The organism is uncultured Martelella sp. (assembly GCF_963677965.2).
GTDB classification, from domain to species: Bacteria; Pseudomonadota; Alphaproteobacteria; order Rhizobiales; family Rhizobiaceae; genus Martelella; species Martelella mangrovi.
Window position 1 is genome coordinate 1 of sequence record NZ_CAXXFM010000001.1, and the last position, 26008, is coordinate 26008.

At 59.4% G+C, this 26008-nt stretch carries 23 protein-coding genes; 14 read left to right on the top strand and 9 right to left on the bottom strand.

What is annotated here, in order from left to right; genetic code table 11:
* Positions 1 to 77 precede the first annotated feature (77 nt).
* Positions 78 to 1265 (bottom strand): cystathionine beta-lyase, encoded by a 1188-nt coding sequence (locus ACHZCU_RS00005; protein WP_319517144.1) that lies wholly within the window; start codon positions 1263 to 1265, stop codon positions 78 to 80.
* Between the two features lie 370 nt (positions 1266 to 1635).
* Between ACHZCU_RS00005 and ACHZCU_RS00010 the strand changes: the two genes are divergently transcribed.
* The 4 genes from ACHZCU_RS00010 to ACHZCU_RS00025 all read left to right on the top strand — a co-directional run bounded on the left by ACHZCU_RS00010 (position 1636) and on the right by ACHZCU_RS00025 (position 5912).
* The gene (locus ACHZCU_RS00010) at positions 1636 to 2664 is read left to right on the top strand and encodes an amino acid ABC transporter substrate-binding protein (RefSeq protein WP_319517145.1); all 1029 of its coding nucleotides are present in this window, start codon (positions 1636 to 1638) and stop codon (positions 2662 to 2664) included.
* Positions 2665 to 2761: 97 nt separating this feature from the next.
* Positions 2762 to 3955 carry an amino acid ABC transporter permease gene (locus tag ACHZCU_RS00015; RefSeq protein ID WP_319517146.1) on the top strand — a complete coding sequence of 398 codons (1194 nt, stop codon included), beginning with the start codon at positions 2762 to 2764 and terminating at the stop codon, positions 3953 to 3955.
* Between the two features lie 34 nt (positions 3956 to 3989).
* Positions 3990 to 5111, top strand: coding sequence for an amino acid ABC transporter permease (locus tag ACHZCU_RS00020; protein ID WP_394706086.1), 1122 nt, complete (start codon positions 3990 to 3992; stop codon positions 5109 to 5111).
* 24 nt (positions 5112 to 5135) lie between these two features.
* Positions 5136 to 5912 (top strand): amino acid ABC transporter ATP-binding protein, encoded by a 777-nt coding sequence (locus tag ACHZCU_RS00025; protein ID WP_106304921.1) that lies wholly within the window; start codon positions 5136 to 5138, stop codon positions 5910 to 5912.
* A 285-nt stretch (positions 5913 to 6197) separates the two neighbouring features.
* Here the strand turns inward: ACHZCU_RS00025 and ACHZCU_RS00030 are convergent, their stop codons facing one another.
* Together ACHZCU_RS00030 and ACHZCU_RS00035 are read right to left on the bottom strand one after the other, a co-directional pair.
* Entirely contained in the window at positions 6198 to 6632 is a 435-nt protein-coding gene (locus ACHZCU_RS00030; RefSeq protein ID WP_319517147.1) for a DUF1489 family protein, read from the bottom strand.
* Positions 6633 to 6685: 53 nt separating this feature from the next.
* Entirely contained in the window at positions 6686 to 8098 is a 1413-nt protein-coding gene (locus tag ACHZCU_RS00035) for an L-serine ammonia-lyase (protein WP_319517148.1), read from the bottom strand.
* A gap of 559 nt (positions 8099 to 8657) precedes the next feature.
* Here ACHZCU_RS00035 and ACHZCU_RS00040 point away from each other — a divergent pair.
* Entirely contained in the window at positions 8658 to 9371 is a 714-nt protein-coding gene (locus ACHZCU_RS00040) for a DUF599 family protein (RefSeq protein WP_319517149.1), read from the top strand.
* The gene (locus ACHZCU_RS00045) at positions 9368 to 10312 is read left to right on the top strand and encodes a DUF1624 domain-containing protein (RefSeq protein ID WP_319517150.1); all 945 of its coding nucleotides are present in this window, start codon (positions 9368 to 9370) and stop codon (positions 10310 to 10312) included. Before ACHZCU_RS00040 ends, ACHZCU_RS00045 begins: the two co-directional genes overlap by 4 nt.
* A gap of 25 nt (positions 10313 to 10337) precedes the next feature.
* Here the strand turns inward: ACHZCU_RS00045 and ACHZCU_RS00050 are convergent, their stop codons facing one another.
* Both ACHZCU_RS00050 and mgtE read right to left on the bottom strand, forming a co-directional pair.
* Positions 10338 to 10727 carry a MerR family DNA-binding transcriptional regulator gene (locus ACHZCU_RS00050; protein ID WP_106304938.1) on the bottom strand — a complete coding sequence of 130 codons (390 nt, stop codon included), beginning with the start codon at positions 10725 to 10727 and terminating at the stop codon, positions 10338 to 10340.
* Between the two features lie 53 nt (positions 10728 to 10780).
* A complete protein-coding gene (gene mgtE, locus ACHZCU_RS00055; RefSeq protein ID WP_319517151.1) occupies positions 10781 to 12196 on the bottom strand; it encodes a magnesium transporter in 1416 nt (471 codons plus the stop codon).
* A 553-nt stretch (positions 12197 to 12749) separates the two neighbouring features.
* Between mgtE and ACHZCU_RS00060 the strand changes: the two genes are divergently transcribed.
* From ACHZCU_RS00060 to ACHZCU_RS00085, 6 genes are all read left to right on the top strand, one after another.
* Positions 12750 to 15332, top strand: a complete 2583-nt coding sequence (locus tag ACHZCU_RS00060) for an EAL domain-containing protein (protein ID WP_319517152.1) — start codon at positions 12750 to 12752, stop codon at positions 15330 to 15332.
* A 531-nt stretch (positions 15333 to 15863) separates the two neighbouring features.
* Entirely contained in the window at positions 15864 to 16007 is a 144-nt protein-coding gene (locus ACHZCU_RS00065; protein WP_106304947.1) for a DUF1127 domain-containing protein, read from the top strand.
* Positions 16008 to 16279: 272 nt separating this feature from the next.
* Entirely contained in the window at positions 16280 to 17098 is an 819-nt protein-coding gene (locus ACHZCU_RS00070; RefSeq protein ID WP_319519719.1) for an IS5 family transposase, read from the top strand.
* Between the two features lie 49 nt (positions 17099 to 17147).
* On the top strand, positions 17148 to 17291 hold the full coding sequence (locus ACHZCU_RS00075; RefSeq protein WP_106304947.1) for a DUF1127 domain-containing protein: 144 nt from the start codon (positions 17148 to 17150) through the stop codon (positions 17289 to 17291).
* Positions 17292 to 17376: 85 nt separating this feature from the next.
* A complete protein-coding gene (locus ACHZCU_RS00080) occupies positions 17377 to 17715 on the top strand; it encodes a DUF1127 domain-containing protein (RefSeq protein WP_319517153.1) in 339 nt (112 codons plus the stop codon).
* A 135-nt stretch (positions 17716 to 17850) separates the two neighbouring features.
* Positions 17851 to 18963, top strand: coding sequence for a pyridoxal phosphate-dependent aminotransferase (locus ACHZCU_RS00085; RefSeq protein WP_319517154.1), 1113 nt, complete (start codon positions 17851 to 17853; stop codon positions 18961 to 18963).
* 290 nt (positions 18964 to 19253) lie between these two features.
* Here ACHZCU_RS00085 and ACHZCU_RS00090 read toward each other — a convergent pair whose 3' ends face one another.
* The gene (locus ACHZCU_RS00090) at positions 19254 to 19952 is read right to left on the bottom strand and encodes a glutathione S-transferase N-terminal domain-containing protein (RefSeq protein ID WP_319517155.1); all 699 of its coding nucleotides are present in this window, start codon (positions 19950 to 19952) and stop codon (positions 19254 to 19256) included.
* 128 nt (positions 19953 to 20080) lie between these two features.
* On the opposite strand from ACHZCU_RS00090, the gene ACHZCU_RS00095 reads away from it, so the two are divergent.
* Positions 20081 to 21577, top strand: a complete 1497-nt coding sequence (locus ACHZCU_RS00095; RefSeq protein ID WP_319517156.1) for an AMP nucleosidase — start codon at positions 20081 to 20083, stop codon at positions 21575 to 21577.
* Between the two features lie 5 nt (positions 21578 to 21582).
* On the opposite strand, the gene ACHZCU_RS00100 is transcribed toward ACHZCU_RS00095, so the two are convergent.
* Positions 21583 to 22488, bottom strand: coding sequence for a diacylglycerol kinase family protein (locus ACHZCU_RS00100; RefSeq protein WP_319517157.1), 906 nt, complete (start codon positions 22486 to 22488; stop codon positions 21583 to 21585).
* Positions 22489 to 22564: 76 nt separating this feature from the next.
* Positions 22565 to 22951 (bottom strand): helix-turn-helix domain-containing protein, encoded by a 387-nt coding sequence (locus tag ACHZCU_RS00105; protein WP_319517158.1) that lies wholly within the window; start codon positions 22949 to 22951, stop codon positions 22565 to 22567.
* Positions 22952 to 23061: 110 nt separating this feature from the next.
* Here ACHZCU_RS00105 and ACHZCU_RS00110 point away from each other — a divergent pair, with 110 nt between their 5' ends.
* A complete protein-coding gene (locus tag ACHZCU_RS00110; RefSeq protein ID WP_319517159.1) occupies positions 23062 to 24075 on the top strand; it encodes a zinc-binding alcohol dehydrogenase family protein in 1014 nt (337 codons plus the stop codon).
* Between the two features lie 35 nt (positions 24076 to 24110).
* Here ACHZCU_RS00110 and ACHZCU_RS00115 read toward each other — a convergent pair whose 3' ends face one another.
* Positions 24111 to 25769 (bottom strand): electron transfer flavoprotein-ubiquinone oxidoreductase, encoded by a 1659-nt coding sequence (locus ACHZCU_RS00115; RefSeq protein WP_319517160.1) that lies wholly within the window; start codon positions 25767 to 25769, stop codon positions 24111 to 24113.
* Between the last annotated feature and the right edge of the window lie 239 nt (positions 25770 to 26008).

Genomic DNA, 26008 nt, shown 5'->3' on the forward strand with positions numbered 1-26008 from the left:
AGCGCCGTTGATCAAAAAAAGCCGGCGCGCCCTCCCCGGGCCGCCGGCCTTTTTTACGTTCGCTGTTGCGACTGGACTCAGGCGGCGGACGCCGCGGCAAGCCCCTTTTCCAGATCCGCCATCAGGTCGTCGACATCCTCAAGCCCGATTTGCAGGCGGATGACCGGGCCATCCTCGGGCGCGGTGCAGACGGTGCGGTTGGAAAGGTTGACCGGCACGGCCAGCGATTCATACCCGCCCCAGGAATAACCGATCCCGAAAATGTCGAGCGCATCGAGGAAAGCGTGCTGACGGCGGCGGAATGCGCCCTCCTCCGCTTTCAGCACGAAGGAGAACAGCCCGCTGGCGCCCTTGAAGTCGCGTTTCCAGATATCGTGACCGGGAAATGACGGCAGCCCCGGATGCAGCACGCGCGAGACTTCCGGGCGTTCTTCAAGCCAGCGCGCGACGGTAAACGCGCTTTTCTGGTGATGGGCGAGCCGCACGCCCATGGTGCGAAGCCCGCGCAGGATCTGGTAGCTGTCATCGGGCGCGGCGCACATGCCGGTCCAGGTGTAGTGTTCCTCAAGCTGCGCAAAGCAGCGTTCGTTTGCCGACGCCGTCCCCATCAGAATATCCGAATGGCCGGAGGGATATTTGGTAGCCGCATTCAGCGAGAGATCGACGCCGAAGTCGAGCGGCTTGAAGAAAAGCGGCGTTGCCCAGGTATTGTCCATCGAAACGATGGCGCCCTTCGCGTGGGCCAGATCCGACAGGGCACGGATATCCTGCATCTCGAACGTGTTCGACCCCGGCGCCTCGGTATGAAAGATGCGGGTATTGGGCCGGAACATCTTCTCGACCTCGAGGCCGAGAGCGGGATGATAGTATTCGACCTCGACCCCCATGCGCTTCAGGACGTTATCGGCAAAGCGACGGGCCGGGTCATAGACCGAATCGACGATCAGGATGTGGTCGCCGGGCGACAGGAAAGCAAGCCAGGGCATGGTGATGGAAGCCAGCCCCGACGGGTAGAGCAGCGTGCCGGCGGCATTCTCGATCGTGTTCAGCGCCGCGCACAGCGCATCCGTCGTCGGGGTGCCATGGGTGCCGTAGGTATATTTCTGGGTTCCGCCGACGGCCGTTTTCGCATCGGGGAACAGCACCGTCGAGGCATGCACGACCGGCGGGTTGACGAAGCCGTAGAATGTTTCCGGATCATGGCCGGCATGCGCGAGATTGGTATTATCGCCGGTACCTTTGCCGGCAGTCTTTTGTGAAGCCATGAGGATGTTCCGCTGAGTTGTGGGAAAGTGCAGTCGCCCCGTGTTTTGAATCGTCGTCGCCGGGTGGTCAAGCGGCAAATATAAAAACAAAAACTACGACTAAAGGATTAGACTAATATCAGGAATACCTGCCCGAATTACCAGCACAGCTTTGCCCAGTTTTTATCTACCTGCACATTTTTTGACCGAAAGTGGACGTTTTTCGCAAATTCAGTCCATTTTTCAATGGCGAGTATTGACCATCTGGAAAATTACGACTGTGATACACGGGCTCGCACCGAGGGGTTTGCGGGCAGTTGTCGCTGCTTAACTGGAGGCTACCAGTGAAAGGCGCAACTTAAGATTTCAACGATAAACAAAGGTTGGGAAAATGAAAAAGACGCTTCTGTCTGTCGCTCTCGGCGCAGCAGTCTTCGGCCTCGGGGTCCAGGGTGCTTCGGCCGCGACGCTCGACGACGTCAAGGAAAAGGGAAATGTCACCTGCGGAGTCAGCACGGGCCTCCAGGGCTTTTCCGCGCCTGACAGCGAGGGGAACTGGTCCGGTCTCGACGTTGACTATTGCCGCGCCATCGCAGCGGCCATTTTCGGCGATCCGTCGAAGGCCAAGTTCGTTGCTCTGACCGCCACCGACCGCTTTCCGGCACTTCAGTCCGGCGAAGTCGACGTGCTGACGCGCAACACCACCTGGACGCTTTCCCGCGACACCTCGCTGGGCCTCGATTTCCGCACCGTCAACTACTATGACGGCCAGGGCTTCATGGTTCCGAAGGATCTCGGCGTTTCGTCCGCCAAGGAGCTTTCCGGCGCTGCCGTGTGCGTCCAGTCCGGCACCACGACCGAGCTGAACCTCGCCGACTACTTCGCGTCGAATGATATGGAATACAATCCGGTTGTTTTCGAAGCGCTCGAAGACGTCAACAACGCCTTCAACCAGGGCCGTTGCGATGTCTACACGACCGACCAGTCCGGCCTTTATGGCATCCGTCTGACGCTGACGGACCCGGACAATTATGTCATTCTGCCGGAAATCATCTCCAAGGAGCCGCTCGGCCCGGCATGGCGCCAGGGTGACGACCAGTGGGGCGATGTCGTCTCCTGGGTTCACTTCGCCATGGTCAATGCCGAAGAATTCGGCATCACTTCGGAAAATGTCGACGAAATCGCTGAATCCTCGGACAATCCGGGCATCAAGCGCCTGCTCGGCACCGAAACCGACAGCAAGATGGGCGCCGATCTCGGCCTCGACGAAAAATGGGCCTACAACATCATCAAGACCGTCGGCAATTACGGCGAAGTCTTCGAAGCTGATGTCGGCCAGGGCAGCGAGCTGAAGATCGAACGCGGTCTCAACGCCCTGTGGACCAATGGCGGCCTGCAGTACGGCCCCCCGATCCGCTAAGCGGGATCTGTTCTGATATTGTCTCGGATCCGGCACAGGGCGGCCACCTGCCCTGTGCTCCCATAAAAATAGCCCAACACGGGCAACCGGGGAAAATATGGCTGAAACGTCAAGCAACGCTCCTTTTCAGGAGTCGCGGGTTGCCGCACTTGTTTACAATCCCGCCGTCCGCGGCTTCGTATACCAGTTCGTAACGGTTCTGGCGGTCGTTGCCTTCGTCTGGTGGGTCACCGACAACACAATTCGAAACCTACAGGCTGCCGGTATCGCGTCGGGCTTCGGCTTCCTCGACAATCGCGCCGGTTTCGACATCGCGCAAATTCCGATCCCCTACAATAATGACATGTCCTACGGCCGTGCGCTCATGGTCGGTATCGTCAACACGATCATCGTGTCGGTGGCGGGGATCATCACGGCGACAATCGTCGGCTTCATCGTCGGCATAGGGCGGCTGTCCTCGAACTGGCTGATCGCCAAGCTCAGCCAGGTCTATGTCGAGGTGTTCCGCAACATTCCGCCGCTGCTGGTCATCTTCTTCTTCTATACCGGCGTTCTGGCGCTGCTGCCGGCCGCCCGCGACTCGCTGTCGCTGCCGCTCGATATCTATCTCAACAATCGCGGCCTCGCCTTCCCGAGCCCGGTGTTCGGCCCCGGCTCATGGCTGATCGGCGTCGCCACCATTGCCGCCATCGCTCTCATCATCGCGATGAACATCTGGGCAAGACGGCGCCAGATGGCCACCGGCCAGCAATTTCCGACCTTTCTGTCAAGCCTTGGAATTTTGATCGTGCTGCCGGTCCTCGGCTATTTCATCGCCGGCATGCCGGTCACGTTCGACATTCCGGTCAAGGGCCGTTTCAACCTGCAGGGCGGCGCGGTTCTGGGCCCGGAATTCATGTCGCTTTATCTGGCGCTGTCGCTCTATACCGCCGCCTTCATGGCGGAGATCATCCGCGGCGGCATCCTCGGCGTCGCCAAGGGCCAGACGGAAGCGGCCAACGCGCTCGGCCTGCATCCGCGCAAGGTCACCCGCCTCGTCGTCGTGCCGCAAGCCATGCGCATCATCATTCCGCCGATGACCAGTGAATATCTGAGCCTGACCAAGAACTCCTCGCTCGCGGTCGCCATCGGCTATGCCGATATCGTGGCCGTCGGCAAGACGGTCCTGAACCAGACCGGACAGGCCGTGGAGGTGGTGACCATCTGGATGATCATCTACCTCACGCTTTCCATTCTGACATCGATCTTCATGAACTGGTTCAACGCCAAGATGGCTCTGGTGGAGAGATAAGATGGCGCACGAAATCGCTTATGTCCGCAAGGAAATGCAGGAACAGCAACCTGCGCCGCAAAAAGAAGGCAGTGCTGCACTCTGGCTGCGCACCAACCTGTTCGCCAGCCCGAAAGATTCGCTCCTGTCGATCATCGCGATCGTGTTTCTGATCTGGGCTGTGCCGCCCGTGGTGGAGTGGCTGTTCATCAATGCCGCCTGGACGGGGACGGATCGCACAGCGTGCGCGACGATTGCCCAGGGCGGGGCCCAGCCGGATGGCTGGAGCGGTGCCTGCTGGGCCTTTATCGGGGCCAAGTTCGACCAGATCATGTTCGGGCGCTATCCGGACCCCGAGATGTGGCGACCGATTCTCATCGGCATCGTGTTTACCGCATTGCTGATCCCGATGCTGATGCCGAAGGCGCCGCACAAGGGCTGGAACGCGCTGGCGCTGTTCATCATCCTGCCCATTTTCGCTTTCTTCATCCTTTATGGCGGGGTGTTCGGCCTTCCGGTCGTCGATACGTCGGACTGGGGCGGGCTGATGGTCACGCTGATCCTGTCTTATTTCGCCATCGCCGTGTCGCTGCCGCTGGGCATCATACTGGCGCTCGGCCGGCGTTCGAAAATGCCGGTGATGCGGACGCTGTCGATCATGTTCATCGAGGTGGTGCGCGGCGTACCGCTGATCACCATCCTGTTCATGGCGAGCGTGATGCTGCCGCTGTTCCTGCCGGAAGGCATGACCATCAACAAGTTCCTGCGTGCCATCGTCGGCGTGTCGCTGTTCATCTCCGCCTATATGGCCGAGACCATTCGCGGCGGCCTGCAGGCCATGCCCAAGGGACAGTTCGAAGGGGCCGCCTCGCTCGGGCTCGGCTACTGGCAGACCATGCGTCTCGTCATCCTGCCACAGGCGATCAAGCTGGTCATTCCGGCGATCGTCAACCAGTTCATCTCGATCTTCAAGGACACCTCGCTGGTCTCGATCATCGGCATGTTCGATCTGCTCGGCATCATCAAGTTCAACTTCACCGACTCAAGCTGGGCCTCCCCTGTCACGCCGATCACCGGCCTGATCTTCGCCGGCTTCGTGTTCTTCATCTTCTGCTTCGCCATGTCGCGCTATTCCAGCTTCATGGAACGCCATCTCGACACCGGTCACCGAAGCTAGCTTCGCGTATTTGAGGATAAATTCATGGTAGAAACCGTCGACACTTCTCACATGACCGTCTCGGATACCGAGGTTGCGGTCGAGATGATCCACGTCAACAAATGGTATGGCGACTTTCACGTCCTGCGCGACATCAACCTGAAGGTGATGAAGGGCGAACGCATCGTCATCGCCGGGCCCTCCGGTTCAGGCAAATCGACGATGATCCGCTGTATCAACCGACTGGAAGAACACCAGAAGGGCAATATCATCGTCGACAATATCGAGCTGACGGACGATCTGAAGAAGATCGATGAAATCCGTCGCGAGGTCGGCATGGTGTTCCAGCACTTCAACCTGTTCCCGCATCTGACGATCCTGGAAAACTGTACGCTCGCGCCGATCTGGGTGCGCAAGATGCCGAAGAAGGAAGCCGAAGAAATCGCGATGCACTACCTGACCCGGGTGAAAATCCCCGAGCAGGCGGACAAATATCCCGGCCAGCTTTCCGGCGGCCAGCAGCAGCGCGTGGCGATTGCCCGCTCGCTGTGCATGAACCCGAAGATCATGCTGTTCGACGAGCCGACTTCGGCGCTCGACCCGGAAATGATCAAGGAAGTGCTCGACACCATGGTCGGCCTTGCCGAGGAAGGCATGACCATGCTGTGCGTGACCCACGAAATGGGCTTTGCCCGCCAGGTCGCCAACCGCGTGATCTTCATGGACCAGGGCCAGATCGTCGAACAGAATTCACCGCACGAGTTCTTCGACAACCCGCAGCACGAGCGCACCAAGCTGTTCCTGAGCCAGATCCTGCACTGATCGGCGGGACGACAGCCGAGCGAGATGGAAAAGGCGGGCTTAGCGGCCCGCTGAATTGCTGACACAGCCGAAGCCGTAGAGGTTCACATTGAAGCCGGCCGCCTCACAGGCGTCATGCTCGGGCTTGACCCGAGCATCCATTCGGCGCAGTGCCTTGAGCACAAATCTGCTTTCGCAAACGTTCGTCGGATTGCCCTGGATCCTCCGGTCAAGCCGGAGGATGACGCAGTAAAGGAAGAGGCGGCGTCAAAAAGCCGGGCTTTCCGGCCTGCTCTTATGGTTGGGTCAAAGCAGACCCAGCTCTGCCAGTTCGGCCCGCAATTCATCCGGCATCTCATCGCCGCCGTCGCCGAAATCGAGGTCGCGGGGGACGTCTTCGGCTTTCAGGTAGCGCCAGCCCTGAAACGGTTTGCGCGGCACCGGAACGGTATCGACCACCTGCGGGGCAAGCACCAGATCGCAGCGCTGGATCCCCTCCCCGTCGGTGTGGTTGGTGATGTCGAGCAGCGCCTGACGCGCGCGGATCTGGCCGCTGATCACCCAATAGAGCGAGCCGCCGTCGAGCAACTCCTCGCGCCGCTTCGGGGTCATCCGCGTGGTGTGCACGGTATGCGGCTCCAGACCGGCCGCAATCGCCGCCATGGAACGCTGCGATACCCAGCCGCGCAAATCGTCAATCCCGGTCGCGCCGACGCATAATTTCAGAAGATGAAGGCTCATGCCTCTATCAAGCGCGGCGTGGCGCATGCGTCAAGGCATTCATGCGCCGGAGATCAGCAATCCACCACATTGACGGCAAGACCGCCGGTGGAGGTTTCCTTGTATTTTTCGTGCATGTCATTGCCGGTCTGGCGCATGGTTTCGATACAGTTGTCGAGCGGCACGAAATGGGTGCCGTCGCCCTTCAGCGCCAGCGAGGCCGCCGTCACCGCCTTGACCGCGCCCAGCGCATTGCGCTCGATGCAGGGCACCTGCACCAAGCCGGCGATCGGGTCGCAGGTCATGCCAAGGTGATGCTCGAGCGCGATTTCGGCGGCATTTTCCACCTGTTCCGGCGTGCCGCCCATGACGGCTGCAAGCCCCGCCGCCGCCATGGCCGAGGCCGACCCGACCTCGCCCTGACAGCCGACTTCCGCTCCCGAGATCGAGGCATTGGTCTTGATGATGCCGCCGACCGCTGCCGCCGTCAGCAGAAAATCGCGAATGCCCGCCTTTCCGGCGGAATTCTGGAATTCGCTGAAATAACGAAGCGTCGCCGGCACAACGCCGGCCGCGCCATTGGTCGGCGCGGTGACGACGCGTCCGCCGGCGGCATTTTCCTCGTTCACCGCCATCGCGAACATCGACAGCCAGTCATTGGCCATCAGCGGATCGAACTGGTTGGAAAGCTTGGCCTGCGACAGCTTGTCATAAAGCTGGCCGGCGCGGCGACGGACCTTCAGCCCGCCCGGCAACACGCCCTCGCCCTTCAGCCCGCGATCGATGCAGCCGTCCATCGCATCCCACAGCGCATCAAGGCCCTGATCGAGTTCGGCCCGGCCCATGCGCGCTTCCTCGTTGGCGCGCTTCATGGCGGCAATGGTCATGCCGGAGCGTTTTGCCATATCCAGCATTTCGACCGCCGAGCGAAACGGAAAGGGAACCTTTTCCGCATCGCTTTCGCCTGCGGGAAAGTCCTTCTGCTCTTTCCAGGCCGCCAGTTCGGTATCGGTCAGCACGAAACCGCCGCCGACGGAATAATAGATCTGCCGCAGCAGAACCGCGCCGTCGGCATTGAGCGCATAGAAGGTCATACCGTTGGCATGGCCCGGCAATGGTTCCTTCTTGTTGAAGATCACATCCGCATCGCAGTCGAAACCATAGGCGGGATGCCCCGGCGGCTCCACCGCCCCGGCTTCACGGATTGCGGCGATGACCGCGTCCATCCGGTCCGGATCGACCGTATCCGGCCGCTCGCCGGCAAGCCCGAGAATGACGGCACGATCGGTGGCATGGCCGACGCCGGTATAGGCCAGCGAACCGTGCAGGCTGACCTGCAAATGCGTGACCACCGCACCGACCGGCCGCGGCCAGTCACTCGATTCCAGAAGGTCGAGAAAACGATTGGCAGCCGACATCGGCCCCATCGTATGGGAACTCGATGGACCGATACCGATCTTGAAAACCTCGAAAACGGACAGAAACACGCCGATCTCTCCATCGTCTTACATAGAAATACCCTGTTGCCGATTAGGCGGCAGACGCAGTCGACGGACGCGCCCTGAACCGACATGCGCGCATCGGTTCACGACACGAAACCCGTGGGAGAGCCACCGTTTCGGCAATCGCAGGTCAACAACGAGGATATCAGAAACAAAAACAACGGCGACCTTATGGAAGACCGCCGTTGCTTCAGGAAAAATTCACAAGCTGATCAAACAGCGACAATGAGATAGGCAAGTCCGAGGACAGCACCAAAACCGATAACAGCCCGCAGGGTTACACCCCAGCAGGACTTGTGCGCGGTGTCTTCCATAATAGCTCCGATTGTCTTGACCCTAGTGCACTTTTTGGGAGGATGTGCACTGATGGTTATCGCTTTATTAAACTGTCACACAATCTGCAACGGGGTATTTCAATAAATTTCGAAAATCCGTGCTTGCATTCCCCCCGGTCTGCCGACACAACAAGCATGTCGCGTCACAACATCGGCCGCCAACCCATTGTTGGCGCCGTAAAAAAGCCGTTTTCTCGAGAGCCGGATTCATGACAGGCACAGACTTTGTCGCGCTTTGCTTTTTTCTTGGCTGCTGGTTCGTTTTCGACGGGCTGGTCAGCGGACGCTTTGCACTGATCAAACGCCAAAGCCTCACCGGCGCCATGCTGATCCACCGAAAACGCTGGATGCAGACGGCGCTGGCGCGCGATCTACGCATGATCGACACCCAGATTCTCTCAGGACTTCAGAACGGAACAGCCTTTTTCGCATCGACCTCGATTTTCGCAATCGGCGGCTGTTTCGCGCTGATGGGCGAAGCCGACACCGCGCAGGTGCTGTTTGACGATTTGCCCGGCCTGATACCGAGCACGCGCGCGGCTTTCGAAATGAAAGCCTGCGGGCTGGCTGCGATCTTCGGCTATTCCTTCTTCAAGTTCGGATGGTCCTACCGGCTGTTCAACTACAACACCATTCTGTTCGGTGGCCTGCCCATGGGCGCAACGGCAGTTGAAGACCGGCAGACTTTGGCCCGCATGGCCGAACGGGTCGCAGAGGTCAACATCATCGCCGCGCGCCATTTCAACACCGGCCTGCGCGCGATCTTCCTGTCGATCGGCTATCTCGGCTGGTTCCTCGGCCCCTATTTCTTCATGGCGTCCACGGCATTCGTGTTCACGATCCTGCTGCGCCGCCAATATTTCTCGGATGCGCGCAAGACCATCCTCCAGGCCACGCTTTCCGAAAACGGGGATGCAGAATGAGCGATATTCCAACGCCCGACACCGGGGCGAAACGCCGTCGCCGGATCCATGCCATCGATGCCGCCCGCGGTATCGCGCTGGTCGCCATGGCCGTCTACCACTTCACCTGGGACCTCGATTTTTTCGGCTATGTGCCGTCGGGCCTTTCAACGCGTGGCGGCTGGGCAATTTTCGCCCATCTGATTGCCGGAAGCTTCCTGTTTCTGGCGGGCTACAGCCTCTGGATGGCACATGGAAAATCGCTCAGGCCCGAAGCGTTCGCAAAACGCCTCGGCATTCTGGTGCTGGCAAGCATCGCCATCACCATCGTGTCGTACTTCTCGACACCCAACGCACTCATCTATTTCGGCATTCTCCATGCCATCGCCGCGGCGTCGATCATCGGGTTGCTGTTTCGGCATGTGCCGGCCGTCATAACGCTGGTCGTTGCCGTGGCCGCGACATTGCTGCCGCACGTCGTCAGCTTCGACGCCCTTGACCCATGGTACTTCGCCTGGATCGGCATGGCCGCACATCCGCCGTCCTCGAACGACTATGTGCCGCTCCTGCCGTGGATCGGGCCGTTTCTGGCAGGCCTTGCTGTCTCGAAGCTCACGCTTTCCTGGCTGAAGCAGCAAAGGCAGCTTCCGAAGACAGAAAACCTGCTGACCTTTTTCGGCCGTCACAGCCTGATCTTCTATCTTGTGCACCAGCCACTGCTGTTCGGCCTTGTCTATGCGGCAACACTAGTGCTGCCGCCGGATCCGGCACCGGCTTATCTTTCCAGCTGTCAGGCGAGTTGCGAAGCGACCGACGACGCGGCCTTTTGCCAGTCCTATTGCAGCTGCACGCTTGAGTCCTTGAAGCAGGAAGGACTGTTGGGCCCGCTGATGCGCAACCAGACCGGCGACGGGGATGCGGTTGCACTCGGACGGATAGCGATGTCGTGCAGCATTCGTTAGGAAAAGGCCAGCAAACAGAGCGGGCTCAGGTACCGACGCCGATTTCGGCGAGACGCGCAAGGCAGGTTTCCTCGGCGTTATCAAGTTCGGTCATCATCTCATCGATATCACGGCGCTTCTGGCGCAAATCCTCGCGCCGGGACTTGATCTCGTCCATGGTCTGCTTGAGTTGATCCATCTCCGTCGGCGGACGATGGAACAGCGTCAGGATATTCCGGATTTCCGCCAGCGTCAGTCCGATACGGCGGCTGCGGAGTATCTCCTTGATCAGCAGCCGTTCATTTTCGCTATACAGGCGTGTCCGTCCACGGCGCTCGGGCTGCAGCAGGCCTTCATCCTCGTAGAACCGCAGCGTGCGCGTCGAAACGCCGAATTCGCGTGTCAGTTCGGTTATCGAGTAAAATCGTCTTTGCAAAACGAACCCCCACCGTCGATGATCAAGTGACTAATTTAGTAAACGTTCCGAAATTAAATGTTAAACCACCAGGTCGCAATTCCCAAGAACGAGAAAAAGCCAATAACATCTGTGGTTGTAGTCACAAACACGGACGAGGAGATGGCGGGATCGGCGCCCGCCCGGTCGAGAAGAAGAGGGATCAGAATTCCGGCCATTGCAGCAGCAAACATGTTAATAATCATGGCAGCGGCAACGACGCCGCCAAGTTGTGGGTTATCAAACCAGTAACCAGCGACTAACGCAATTAGCAGTGCAAAAGCAAGCCCGTTAAACAACCCGACACCGGCTTCCCTGCGAATAATGCGTGCAGCGTTGTAGATATCGAGGTCGCGGGTGGCGAGCGCGCGCACCGTCACCGTCATCGTCTGGGTCCCGGCATTGCCGCCCATGGAGGCCACCACCGGCATCAGCACCGCCAGCGCGATCATCTTGCCGATTGATTCGTCAAACAGGCCAATGACGCTGGCCGAAAGAAACGCGGTGCCCATATTAATCAGCAGCCAGCCGAAGCGCGAACGCACCGCACGCACGATGTTATCGGACAGTTCCTCGTCGCCGACACCGCCGAGGCGTTTGATATCTTCGTCCGCTTCCTCGTGAATGACGTCGACCACATCATCAATGGTCAAGACACCGACGAGCCGGTTGTTATTGTCGACGACGGCCGCGGAAAGCAGGTCGTACTGTTCAAACACCTGCGCGGCCTCCTCCTGATCGAGCTCGGCGTCGATCGGATGGTTGGTCTCGCGCATGATCGTCTCGATCTTGACCTGCCGCTTGGTGCGCAAAATGCTGTCGAGATCGACCGCGCCGAGCAGGCGGAACGTCGGATCCACCACGAATATCTGCGAGAAGGAATCGGGCAGGTCGTCGTCCTCGCGCATGTAGTCGATGGTCTGCCCTACCGTCCAGAACGGCGGAACCGCCACGAATTCCGTCTGCATGCGCCGGCCGGCGGAGCTTTCGGGATAATCCAGAGACCGGATCAGCCGTATGCGCTCGGTAAACGGCAGTCTGGCGAGGATATCCTCGCGCTCCTGATCGGCAAGGTCTTCCAGAATATAGACCGCATCATCCGAATCGAGCGCGCTCAGCGCACTGACGAGCTGTTCGCTGGGCAGCGATTCAATGATGTTGAGGCGGATCGCCTCGTCCACCTCGGTCAGCGCCGTCAGGTCGAATTCGGCGCCGAGAAGGCGCACCAGCTCCGGGCGGCTTTCGTAATCGAGCGCCTCGATAACGTCGCCAAGTTCGGACTCATGAAGGCTTGCGACCTGCTCGTGCAGGAAATCGGTATCCGCTTCGGCAATCGCCTGCTGGACACCGGCCAGAAATTCGGCGCTGACCGCACCTTCCTCGTTATAGATATCACGCACCTGTTCGCGCGCTTCCGACTGACCCGGCAATTCTTCATCCAGATGGCTCATTTTGGAAACCTTTCTGTCAGCAACGCTGCCCTCACCGCGCGGTTCCAGCCGCGCTCACCTCTTAATGGGTTTCACCCGGAAATGAAATCGCTCCGGCATAACCTTTTCTTACTACGCAGATGTAACAGACCCGGCGGAATGAACAGCCAGCACTATCGGGCGAAACGACCAAAAAGGCACGGCCCCGCCCCGGCTTGATGCGGAAGCGCGCGCGGAACAGCTCCCCCGTTGCTGCTGGCCGAGACTATTCTGCAGGATCTGGACCGATCCGGTGGTCGAAGGTTCCTGCCCGTCACCGGAATGCCGGTTTGACTATCGACGGAACGGCTCCTATCAGAGTGCATCGACATGGCGGGAAGCCCTTCCTTGCTGTCGTGCATCGTCTGCCGTGCGAAAAACAGATAAACTGGCAGACAATAGCGGGTAAGGTGCGAAACCCGTGATCATTCAGAGCCCGGCGCCGTCGGCAAATCAAAAGGCAAGCGGGCAGAACGCAGGCAACAGGGGAGCATGCGATGCAATCGCGAATCGGCACATTTCTGCGGATTCCGCCATGGCGACGTTGAAAAAAGGCGGAATACCGCGCGATCGGCGTTCAACGATCCGGCTTTTTGCCGTTCTGACCGTCCTGTTCTTCGGGTCTCTGGCGGCGGCAACGGTATTCGGCAGCCTGTTTATCCACGATGCAATCCGCCAGGAACGTCAGCAACAGGCCGAAGCACGGGCGGAAGGCTTTGCCAAGGCCTTGAAGACGATATTGCAGATGACCGACAATGTCGGCCGCGCGCTGATCTCGACCTTCGACGACGGCAATCCCGATATCTACCGCACATCCGTGAGCACATATCTGGCAAGTGCACCGTGGACAAAGGCTGTTATTCTGCGCGATGACGGCGCTAGCATCGTTGTGCCTCAGGCAGTATCCGATGCCATGCTGGCCCTGCCGGTTCCCTCCGAAGACGCCGACGGGCGCAAGATTTTCGGCCCCTACACGCTGCAAAACGGCGAGCGGGTTCTGGTCTATCGCTACGCTTCCGCCAACGGCAATCTCGAACTTGTCGTCGGGTTCGAGGCGATCCTCGAAGCCATTGGCCTGCTTGAACTGGAAGCAACGACGCAGTTGAGCGTGCAGACCGCCATTGCTCCCGACCCGACCGAAATTGCCTCTGTCGGCGATGATATGCCACTGGAAAACGCCGCCCGCCAGAACATCAACATCGCCAATGCCCGATGGACCGTCAGCGTCTCGCCGCGTGCACTTTCCGAAGGCCCGTTTGACTGGATTCTGGCATTCCGCCTCGCCGTCGGCCTTTTGCTGCTGGTTTTCGTAGCGCCGCTGGCGGCCCTGCTGATGCTGCTCAGGGCGCGCCTGCGCGACAATATCAATATTCGCCGCAGCATGATGGAGGTGGAAAACCTCTCTCTCCATCTCGATGTTGCGCTCAACGCCTCCAATATCGGCCTGTGGGAGCATGATATGGAGACCGGCGAGCAGATCTGGGACGACCAGATCCTCAGAATCTACGGTATCGAGGGGCAAAGCAACATACAGAGCTTCGAAAGCTGGCGCGCGTGGCTTCATCCCGAAGATCGCACACGTTTCAGACGCTTCAGCTGGGAAGCCATCAAAAAGAACAATGGTTTCCGCAGCGAATACCGGATCATCGACGTCGACGGCCAGGAAAAGACCATTCGCTCGGCCGGAAACGCCTATCGCAGCGCCGACGGCCGCCGCAAAATCGTTGGCGTCAACTGGGACGTTTCGGCCGACAAGGTTCTTCAGGAAGCATTGAGCGAGGCCAAGGTGCGGGCCGAAGCCCAGAATGTCGCGCTTGAGGACGCCCGTGCGCGGATGGAGCAGATCGCGCTTCAGGACACGCTGACGGGCATTCCCAACCGGCGCCATTTCGAAAAACGCCTGGAGGCCGCACAAACCGGCGATGCACTGCCGGAAGGCATGCGGATTGTGCTTATCGACCTCGATGGCTTCAAGACCATCAACGATACGATGGGCCATTTCTTCGGCGACGATGTTCTGCGCTATGCCGCCGATATCTTCACGAAAAATCTCGGTCCGAACGACTTTCTGGCCAGAACGGGCGGCGATGAATTCGTTGCCCTGATGCCAGCCGACAGCGATGCGGAGAGCTTTGCCGCAGCGGTTGAATCAGCGTTTTCGAAGCCGGTGCATATCGCCGGACGCATGTGCAGGCTCGGCGTCAGCCTCGGCATCGCGACAGCGCAGGATTCAAGGGATTCCGCTTCCGATCTGCTGATCAAGGCCGATCTTGCCCTCTACGAGGCAAAGAACCGCGGACGCGGGCGCACGGTCAACTATACCAGCAATCTGATGGACAAGACATTTTCCCACAAACGTCTTGTCGATGAAATTCAGGAAGCCGTCGAAGCGGGAGAAATCACCGCCCATTACCAGCCGATATTCGATGTCGAAACATCGTCGATTGCGGGGGTCGAGGCGCTGGCCCGCTGGCAACATCCGCGCCGCGGCCTGCAGGAACCGAAAATCTTCCTCGGCGTGGCCGAACAGCTCGGCCTGCTGCATGAAATTGACGATACCGTCTTCCGAAGGGCGCTTTCGACAATGGAGCGCTGCGCGGCGGACGGCACGCCGCTATCCGGCATATCCGTCAATATTTCCGCCCAGCGCCTGCGCGATCCGCAACTCCTCGATCAGCTCTCCGCCCTCGGCCTGCCGGCAGGCGTCGTAAATTTCGAACTGCTGGAATCCATCCCTTTCGACAGCCCCGATTCCGAATTGATCAAGACGGTCAACGCCATCAGAAAGCTTGGCATCGGCATCGATCTTGACGGTTTCGGTTCGGGATACGCCTCTCTCGTCGGACTGACCCGGGTCCGACCGGACCGGCTCAAGATTGCCGGACAGCTCGTGGCGCCGATCATCGATTCAGAGGAAAGCCTGCTGATTGTCGAAACGATTGCCCGCATCGCCAGATCCTTCGGCATCGAAGTCATCTGCGAAGGCGTGACATCGCAGGCCCATGCCGAGAAGCTGAAAGCGCTGGGCTGCGTTCTGCAACAGGGCTATTATTTCTCGCGGCCGATGGATGAAGATCAACTCATCGCCTTTCTGCGCGCCCGTAGCGACCCGGCATAAATGGCACCGGAATTTTCAGCCCGCCGTGGCTGCATCCCGCGACATGCATGATGCGCATACCTTCTATGCCGAGATGGCACTGCACATATCACAAGAAAAAACGTATATAGAGATCAAGACAGTGATTGAGCCGAAATCAAAACGATTTGATGAACGTTAGATCACTTGGCCCGGTCTCCGGGTAGAAATTCGAAGCCGCGCACTCCTCCTCCTCCCAGCGCGCTTCGATGGGTTGACGGCGCTCCTCCTCCCAGTCGTCGACCAACGCAAATGACGCTCACCGGATCCTCCTCCCCCGGTGAGCGTTATTTTTTTGCGCTCTTCAAAAACTGCCTTTCACTTTCTTCACCTCTACGCATGGCCAAAACCGATCCCTTTGCGGTCGCATCCGGCCAGGTTCTGAAACGTCATGCGCTGTGTGCATGGCCGCTTTACCGTAACCCCACTGACTGCCCTGAACCGAATGAACTATATCCAAGTCATCAGAGATTGAGGCGCAAAGCAGCGCCACAGAAAAGAGGAGAGAAGATCATGAGCATGGCTCGTTCGTTCAACAACTGGATCAAGTATCGTCAGACCGTTTCCGAACTTGGTCGCATGAATGCACGCGAACTGTCCGATCTCGGCATCAACCGCGAAGACATTCGTCGCGTTGCCCGCAAGGCCGCATTCTAAGCGCCTTTAAACGCGATCTGCAAAAGCCCCACGCCGAACCTCGGCGCGGGGCTTTTTTGTGTGCCAGAAGGCCAGCAATCCGGCGCTTTCAGCGCCATGCACGCGCTGCATAGCGGCTTTACCGCAAACCCACTGACTGCCTCGCACCGAATGAACTATGTCCAAGTCATCAGAGATTGAGTGTCTGTCCAAGAATGGCGATGACGTCGCGGGGTTGAGTGAAGGGCGGCAATCAGATTCTTTGTATTTTGCGACAAATACGGAGATATCGAATGGCCTGGACACCCTTCACCCGGCGTCACCATGACAGAAGCCGCCTGCGCTACGCAAGTGACCTGACGGATCGGGAATGGAGCATGATCGCGCCTTTTATGCCATCTCAGCCGTCGCGCGGCCGCAGGCGCAGGACTTCGCTTCGCGCCGTGATAAACGCCATTTTCTACCTGCTGCAATCGGGTTGCCAATGGGCTTTGCTGCCTCACGACTTTCCGCCGAAGAGCACAGTCCATCACTATTTCAAACGGTTCTGCCGGGACGGGACATGGCGACGTATTCATGACGCGCTCTATTGCCGGACCCGGCGATTGGAGGGGCGTGAGGAACAGCCGTCGTTTGCCATCATTGACAGCCAGTCGGTGAAGACTGGCCCGGATGCCCGCCGTGATGTCGGCTATGATGCCGGCAAAAAGGTCAAGGGCCGCAAACGGCACATCCTGGTCGACACGCTCGGTATGCTTCTAAAGGCCGAGGTTCACTCGGCAGACATTCAGGATCGTGACGGAGCAGCGTTCGTGTTCAACAAAATCGCCAATCGTTTTCCCTTCATCGAAAAAATCTGCGGTGATGGCGGCTATCAAGGCCAAAGGGTCGAAGAGGCAAGCCCGAGACCGATGGAGATCGTCAAGCGCAGTCAAGCAGGTTTTCAGGTTCTGCCGAAGCGCTGGATTGTCGAACGAACATTGGCGTGGCTCGGGATAAACCGCCGTTTGGCAAAGGATTTCGAGCGGTTCTCAGCAACAAGCCTCGCCTTCATTCAGACCGCTATGATCAAGCTCATGACAAGGCGGCTCGCTCGATATCCGCTTTCTTGAACAGACTCTGAGGCGCAAAGCAGCGCCACAGAAAAGAGGAGAGAAAATCATGAGCATGGCTCGTTCATTCAATAACTGGATCAAGTATCGTCAGACCGTTTCCGAACTCGGTCGCATGAATGCACGCGAACTGTCCGACCTGGGCATCAACCGCGAAGACATTCGTCGCGTTGCCCGCAAGGCCGCATTCTAAGCGCCTTTAAAAACACGATTTGCAAAAGCCCCACGCCGAGCCTCGGCGCGGGGCTTTTTTTGGTTTGCGACACGACCGGCTTTGTATGAACTTGAATTCATCAAATAGAGATGCCTCAAAACTGTCCATCACGGTCAATGAGGCCGAAAAATATGCAACCTATTGCACAAATGCATGGCAGTTGCATAAAAACCGCACAAGACCTTCAGCGGGTTCCATTGTATTTTCCGCTCAAAATCAATGCAGCACAAACGCTGCCGGAAAATTCGAGGAAACACCCATGCATCCCTTCCACTTCACCATGAAATGGTTCAGCTACCGTCGCACCCGTGCACAGCTGCGCAACCTGACTGCCGCTGAACTCAAGGATATCGGCCTGCTGCCGAGCGACATCGATCGTGTCGCATCGCGTGCATTTCGCTGAAATCAGCTGAAATGACAGTCTCGAAACGGCGCCTCAGGGCGCCGTTTTGCGTTTGGCACCGCCAGTGCACATCTTGCCTTCCGGAGAGCAGCGACTATGTTGAGGCGCCTTTTCAAATGAACCGGAACGCATAGCATGGCCGAATTCCCGCGCTTCACCGCCCTGATCAAAGAGCTGCCCTCCACCGTCCCCTTTGTCGGACCGGAAGCACTCGAGCGCACTCGCAATTATCCCGTCATCGCCCGTATCGGCGCGAATGAGAGCGGTTTCGGCCCCGCGCCTTCCGTGCTGACCGCCATTCAGGAGGCCGCCGGCGACATCTGGAAATATTCAGATTCCGAACACCTGTCGCTGCGTCAGGCGCTGGCGAAGCATCATGGCTGCGAGCCGGAAAACCTGATGATCGGCGAAGGCGTCGACGGGCTTCTGGGCATGGCCGTCAGGCTGGTCGTCTCGCCGGGCACCAAGGTTGTGACCTCGCTCGGCGCCTATCCGACCTTCAACTACCATGTCGACGGTTTCGGCGGAGAGCGGGTCAGCGTTCCCTACAAAAACGACCGGGAAGACCTCGACGCGCTGCTGGCCGCCGTCAAGAAGCATGACGCGACCATGGTCTACTTTGCCAATCCCGACAATCCGATGGGCAGTTTCTGGCATGAGGATGATGTGGTCCGTTTCGTCGAGGAACTGCCGGAAACCTGCATGATGGTGCTGGACGAGGCCTATTGCGAATGCGGCCCGGCGGAAGCCTTTCCGGGCATTGATCGCTTTCTCGACCGCCCGAACATTCTGCGTTTCCGCACCTTCTCCAAGGCTTACGGGCTGGCCGGCGCGCGCGCCGGCTATATCATCGGCGCGGCGGACACGATTGCCGCCTTCAACAAGATCCGCAATCACTTCGGCATGCCGCGCCTGACGCTGGTTGCCGCCGAAGCCGCCCTTGCCGATCAGGCCTACCTGCAGAGCGTTGTCGGGCGTATTCGCGAGTCGCGTGACGAAATCGCCCGGATCGCACGCGACAACGGGCTGGAACCGCTGCCCTCGGCAACCAATTTCGTGGCCATCGACTGCGGTCGTGACGGTGCCTATTCGCGCGCCATCGTCGATGCGCTCGGCGCACGCGGCGTGTTCATCCGCATGCCGGGCGTGGCCCCGCTTGATCGCTGCATCCGCGTTTCGACAGGGCCGAACGAGGACATGGAACTGTTTGCCCAGGAACTGCCGGCTGTGCTTCAGGCGCTCGGCTGAGACAAGCGCCTGAAACATTGCCAGGGATGGCGGGGGCTCAGCGCGCCTCAGACTGCTGACAAACCCAAAGACCTGCGGATTGTTGCCTCCGTCAGCCGTCCCCACCGGTGTCATGCTTGGACTTGATCCGAGCATCCATTCCACTCACCTCTAGATAAGAAGGGGTTTCAGGCAAGCGTACATCGTGTGACCCTGGATCCTCGGGTCAAGCCCGAGGATGACTCAGAGTGAGGGGACCGGGAGTGACGGGCCCCAGAGTGAGAGGCAGCTTTGTCAGCAAACCGAGGTGCTCAGCGCGCCTTCTGGCCGAACAGCACCGACTGGGCATCCTTGTCCGAGGCAAGGTTCATCTTCTCGCGCTCATCCTGACCGACGGCAAGCCCGGCCTTGACCGCTGGGCGGGCCGTAACCGTCTCGAACCAGCGCTTCAGGTTCGGGAAATCGTCGAGGTTCTGGCCCTGCGCCTCGTATGACTTGACCCACCCGACCGATGCCATGTCGGCGATCGAATAATCGCCGCCGAGATAGTCGACGTCCCCCAAACGTTTGTCCATCACGCCGTAGAGCCGGTTGACCTCGTTGGTGTAGCGGTCAATGCCGTAGGCGATCTTTTCCGGGGCGTAATTGCGGAAGTGATGGGCCTGGCCCGCCATCGGCCCGAGACCGCCGACCTGCCAGAACAGCCATTCCTCCACGGCGATGCGCGCGCGCTCGGTCTCGGGATAGAATTTTTTGAACTTGCGGCCGAGATATTGAAGGATCGCGCCGGATTCGAACACCGATACCGGTTCGCCGCCGGGGCCTTCGGGATCGATGATCGCCGGCATCCGGTTATTGGGTGAAATCTTCAGAAACTCCGGCTTGAACTGGTCGCCCTTGCCGATATTCACATAATTGACGTTATAGGGAACGCCCGCCTCTTCCAGATAAATCGTGATCTTGTAGCCGTTGGGGGTCGGCCAGTAAAAAAGTTCGATCGGTGCGGTCATGAAAATTCATCCTCTTCGTGTCGCAAAACACTGTTGTGTTCGATATAGATCGAATCTCAGCGCAAAAAGGCAGGCGCGAACCTGCCGTGCTGCGGTTTTGACCGTAACCTGTCTCAACGAGGGTCGCCATGCACGATAACGAATCTTTGACCGCAAACATCATTGCCCCCGACCCGGCGGAACCGCAGAGCTTCACCGATCCGAGCGCGGCCGTGAAAGCGCTTCAGGTGCTCTACAAGCGCAATACCCGCTTTATCATCGACGCCTTCATCGAACTTGCCGGCGGTGCGCCGATCAGGGGACGTTACCGCGCCTGCTATCCGCAGGTCAGGATAGAGACCGGCAGCTACGGGCTGACCGATTCGCGTCTCTCCTTCGGCCATGTGGCAACGCCGGGCACATATGCCACGACCATCAGCCATCCGGTGTTGTTCGAGGATTATCTGATCGAACAGCTCGGCCTGCTGATCAAGAATCACGGCGTTCCGGTGGTGGTCGAAGAATCCGAGACTCCCATTCCGCTGCATTTCGCCTTCGGCGAGAACACCCATGTCGAGGCCGACCTGGCCGCTCTTGCCGATGTGCCGCTGCGCGACATCTTCGACACGCCCGACCTCAACACCACCGACGACCAGATTGCCAATGGCGAATACGAGCCGGAGCCGGGCAAGCCGCAACCGCTGGCGCCGTTTACCGCCCAGCGCATCGATTATTCGCTGGCGCGCCTCAGCCACTATACGGCAACGAGCTCGGCGCATTTCCAGAACTTCGTGCTGTTTACCAACTACCAGTTCTATATCGATGAATTCTGTGCCTATGCCCGCGAGGTCATGGCCAAGGGCGGCGAAGGCTACAGCGCGTTCGTGGAGCCGGGCAACAATATCACGCTTCCCGGCGAGGTGGAGCCGGAAGGCGGGCATACCGGCGTGCGCATGCCGCAAATGCCGGCCTATCACCTCAAGCGCGCCGACAATTCCGGCATCTCCATGGTCAATATCGGCGTCGGCCCTTCCAACGCCAAGACGATTACCGACCACATTGCCGTTCTGCGCCCCCATGCCTGGCTGATGCTTGGCCATTGCGCCGGCCTGCGCAACAGCCAGAAGCTCGGCGATTACGTGCTCGCCCACGCCTATGTGCGCGAGGATCATGTTCTCGACAATGACCTGCCGGTATGGGTCCCGATCCCGGCACTGGCGGAAGTGCAGCAGGCGCTCGAATCGGCCGTTGCCGAGGTGACCGGGCTTGAGGGCTACGAGCTGAAACGGGTGATGCGCACCGGCACCGTGGCCACCATCGACAACCGCAACTGGGAGCTTTCCCACCAGAGCGGGCCGGTCAAGCGCCTGTCGCAGTCGCGGGCCATCGGGCTGGATATGGAATCGGCGACAATTGCCGCCAACGGCTTCCGCTTCCGGGTGCCTTACGGAACGCTGCTCTGCGTTTCCGACCGGCCGCTTCACGGCGAACTGAAGCTGCCCGGCATGGCGACGGCCTTTTACACCACCCAGGTGCGCCAGCACCTCAGCATCGGCATCAAGGCAGTGCAGAAACTGGCCGCCATGCCCCCGGAAAGGCTGCATTCACGCAAGCTCAGAAGCTTTTACGAGACGGCCTTCCAGTAAGGCCGCTACTCCAGCCGGCTGTCGGCGGGCACGATCACGGGCAGCGAACGCGGATGCTGCTCGAGAACGGCATGACGCACTTCTTCGATGGGGTCGCCATCGAAGGACTGGGCGATGTCCGCGGTGTGGAAATCCAGCGTCAGCTTTTCCGTCTCGATCACGCGGACGTTTTCATTGTTCTCGATCTGCCCGCCGAGATAGTCGAGCGCAAAGCCCAGCACCGAGTCGAATTCCCCTGCCTTCAGCAGATAGAGCACAAGCTTGCCGCCCTGCGGCCGGTCGGTGAACAACGCCGGACTGCCATGGATCCGGTTGTTGGCAACGCCGACAAGCGCAAAAGCCCCCTCGCCGCTTGCTTCGGCGCACTCATAGCTGACGCTGATTTCCGGAATGGCGCGCAGCGTATCGATCCAGGCGCGCGTCGAGGCCGAAATCTTCCCAAGCCTTGAATCATATTCAAGCTTTTCACGGTTTCTGATCATGGTGGCGTGGAGGCCGGAGGAAAACTGGTGGATGAACGGCCGGCCGTTCATCGTCGGCACATCCACATGCGCCGGCTTGCCGCTGGCCAGCGCTCTCAGCGCATCACCGATATCGACCGGCAGGCCGAGGCTGCGGGCAAACAGATTCATGGTTCCCGCCGGCACCACGCCCAAAAGCTTGTCCGTGCCATACATGCAGCCGGCGGCAAGCGAGATCGACCCGTCACCTCCGCCGACGATGAGGCCGTCAAACCCCGCCGTGTCGACGGTCTGCCGGATGGTTGTCGCGATCTCGCTGCCGCGCACGACCGCGCAGTCGAAATCATGCCCGGCATCGCGAAAGATGTTGGAGGCAAGACCCGAAAATGCGTCCATATCGGTCGTTTTGAATGTCCCGCCGTCGCGGTTGAAAATGCCTTTCAGGCGCATGCCTCGTCCTCAACAGATTGTCTGCAACAATGCTTCAGACAGGTAAGACGTTCCCCGCGACACGGAAAGTATTTCCTTAAAAATTATGCCCTTCGAGAGGCTCGACCGAGGTTTCGAGCCTGTTGTCCTTACATGCCACGTGTCGAAGCCCCCAGCTGTGCAAGGCCCGCACGACCGGCTCGAGCGTCTTTCCCAGTTCGGTCAGGTCATAATCGACATGCGGCGGCACGACGGGATAAACGGTGCGCGAAATCAGGCCGGAATCCTCCAGTTCGCGAAGCTGTTTGGTGAGCATGCGCGGCGTGATGTTGGGCATCAGACGCCGCATTTCATTGAAGCGTCGCGTGCCGCCCATGAGGTGAAACAGGATCACGCCTTTCCACTTGCCGTCGAGAAATCCGAGCGCCGCCTCGACCGGACAGCCGGGAAAATTATCGGTCATTTTCTTTCGTGGCAGGGACATCGGGACAGTATCCTTTTTGATACTATATACATAATTTGTGCATTCTTGCAGAGGATGGATATTTATACAAATAAAGCGCATCGCCTTCAATCCGCAGAAAGGAAATGACGATGCGTGCAATAGGCTATGAACACCCCCTGCCGATCAGCGATCCGCAGGCGCTGATCGAAACCGATGTCGCTGATCCCGTTGCCGGCGATCATGATCTGATCGTTGAAATCAAGGCCATCTCCGTCAATCCGGTCGATGTGAAAATTCGTGCATCACGGCCGGCGCCGGAAGGCGGCCCTGCCGTCATCGGCTGGGATGCAGCGGGCATCGTGCGCGAAACCGGAAAGGACGTCACCCTGTTCAGACCCGGCGACCGCGTCTACTATGCCGGCGCCATCGACAGGCCGGGCACCAATGCACAATTTCATGCCGTCGACGAACGCATCGTCGGAAAGATGCCCGAGACCCTGTCTTTTGCCGAAGCAGCGGCCCTGCCGCTCACCGCGATAACGGCCTATGAGGCGCTGTTCGACCGTCTGCAGGTGGCAAATCCCGTCGCCGGAGCAGCAAACGCCATCCTCATTATCGGCGGCGCAGGCGGTGTCGCATCCATTGCGATCCAGCTTGCGCGGCAACTGACCGACCTTCAGGTGATTGCCACGGCATCGCGCCCGGAGACCGAAGACTGGGTTCGCAGAATGGGCGCGCATCACGTCATCAACCACCGCAATCCTCTGTCCGAGGAAATCGCCGCACTGGGCACGGGCGCACCGGGTTTCGTGTTTTCGACCAATGGCAGCGATCACCATGCCGGAGAAATCGCAAAGCTGATTGCGCCACAGGGTCGCCTTGCGCTGATCGACGACCCGGCACAGTTCGATATCATGCCGTTCAAGCTCAAGGCCGTTTCGGCTCACTGGGAAACGATGTTCACCCGCTCCCTGTACGGCACGCCGGACATGATCGAACAGCACAGGCTGCTGAACGCGGTCGCGGACCTGGTCGATGACGGAAAGATCACCACGACCCTGCGCGAAAATCTGGGGCGAATGACGGCGGAAACGATGAAGAACGCCCACGCCCGGATAGAAAGCGGCAGCACGATCGGAAAGATCGTTCTCGACGGTTTCTGAGTGAAAAGCCGGCGGGCGCAAACCCGCCGGGCCCATCACATATTCGGATAGACCGGTCCCTCACCGCCCTGCGGCGGCACCCAGTTGATGTTCTGGTTCGGGTCCTTGATGTCGCAGGTCTTGCAGTGGACGCAGTTCTGGGCGTTGATCACGAATTTCTCCGTGCCGTCCTCCTCGACCCATTCATAAACACCGGCGGGACAGTAGCGGCCGGACGGGCCGGCATAGATTTCGTATTCGGACGATTTCTGCAGCGCCATGTCCTTGACCTTGAGGTGGACCGGCTGGTCTTCCTCGTGATTGGTGTTGGACAGGAACACGGAGGACAGGCGGTCGAAGGTCAGGACACCATCGGGCTTGGGATAGTCGATCGGATTGTGGTCGGCGGCCGGTTCCAGCGAAGCGGCATCGGTCTTGCCGTGTTTCAGCGTGCCGAAGAAGGAAAAGCCGAACAGCGTGTTGGTCCACATGTCGAGGCCGCCGAACGCAATACCGGCCAGGGTGCCGAGCTTCGACCACAGCGGTTTGACATTGCGGACCTTCTTCAGGTCGCGGCCGATGGCGCCGTCGCGCCATTCCGCTTCGATTTCGGCAATCTCGTCGTGCGCGCGACCGGCGGCAAGCGCGTCGACCACCTTCTCTGCGGCCAGCATGCCGGAGAACACGGCATTGTGCGACCCCTTGATGCGCGGAACATTGACGAGGCCGGCCGAACAGCCGAGCAGCGCCCCACCGGGAAAGCAGAGTTTCGGGACGGACTGATAGCCGCCTTCCGAAATCGCCCGCGCGCCATAGGAAACGCGCTTGGCGCCCTCAAAGGTCGGTGCGATTGCCGGATGGGTCTTGAAGCGCTGGAATTCCTCGAAGGGCGAAAGATAGGGGTTCCTGTAGTTCAGGTGCAGCACGAAACCGACCGCGACCTGATTGTCCTCCAGATGGTAGAGGAAGGAGCCGCCGCCGGTCTTGCCATCGAGCGGCCAGCCGAAGGAATGCTGGACGAGGCCCGGCTTGTGCTGCTCGGGGCTGACTTCCCAGAGTTCCTTGAGGCCGATGCCGAATTTCTGCGGCTCGCGGCCTTCATCAAGGCCGAATTTGGCGATCAGCTGCTTGGCGAGCGAACCGCGCACGCCCTCGCCGATCAGCACATATTTGCCGAGGAGCGCCATGCCGCGGGTATAATTGGGGCCGGGCGTGCCGTCGCGTTCGACCCCCATGTCGCCGGTGGCAACACCGATGACCGCGCCGGCATCATCGTAGAGCATCTCGGCGGCGGCAAAGCCGGGATAGATCTCGACACCCAGCGCCTCGGCCTTTTCGGCCAGCCAGCGACAGACATTGCCGAGCGAGACGACATAATTGCCGTGATTGTTCATCAGCGGCGGCATGACGAAATTCGGCAGCGTGATCGAACCGGAAGCACCGAGAAGCAGGAAGCGGTCCCGTTCCACCTTGGTCTTGAAGGGATGGCCCTCCTCCTCCCGCCAGCCGGGCAGAAGAGCATCGATGCCGGACGGATCGACGACCGCACCGGAGAGAATATGGGCGCCAACCTCGGCCCCCTTCTCCAGCACGACGACACTCAAATCCTCGTTGAGCTGTTTCAGTCGAATAGCGGCGGCGAGGCCGGAGGGACCGGCACCGACAATCACCACATCGAATTCCATGCTTTCGCGTTCCGGCAGTTCTTCAGCCATGTTATTCCTTCCATTGCCGCATCGGCGTGATTTCGTCGGGTCCTACAAGTCCACCTGTTATTCCTAGAGAGGTTGCGGTGAAATTAAAAGCGCCCCGACAGGGTCACGCAATAGGCGGGCCAGACCGAGTTTCCACAGGCAGTGCATGCGGCACGCCCGCGCAAGCGTCCGATAATGATTGATTGACGACATGCCGGGCGTCTATGGTGAAAGCCAAATTCTGCTGTTCATTTTTTTGA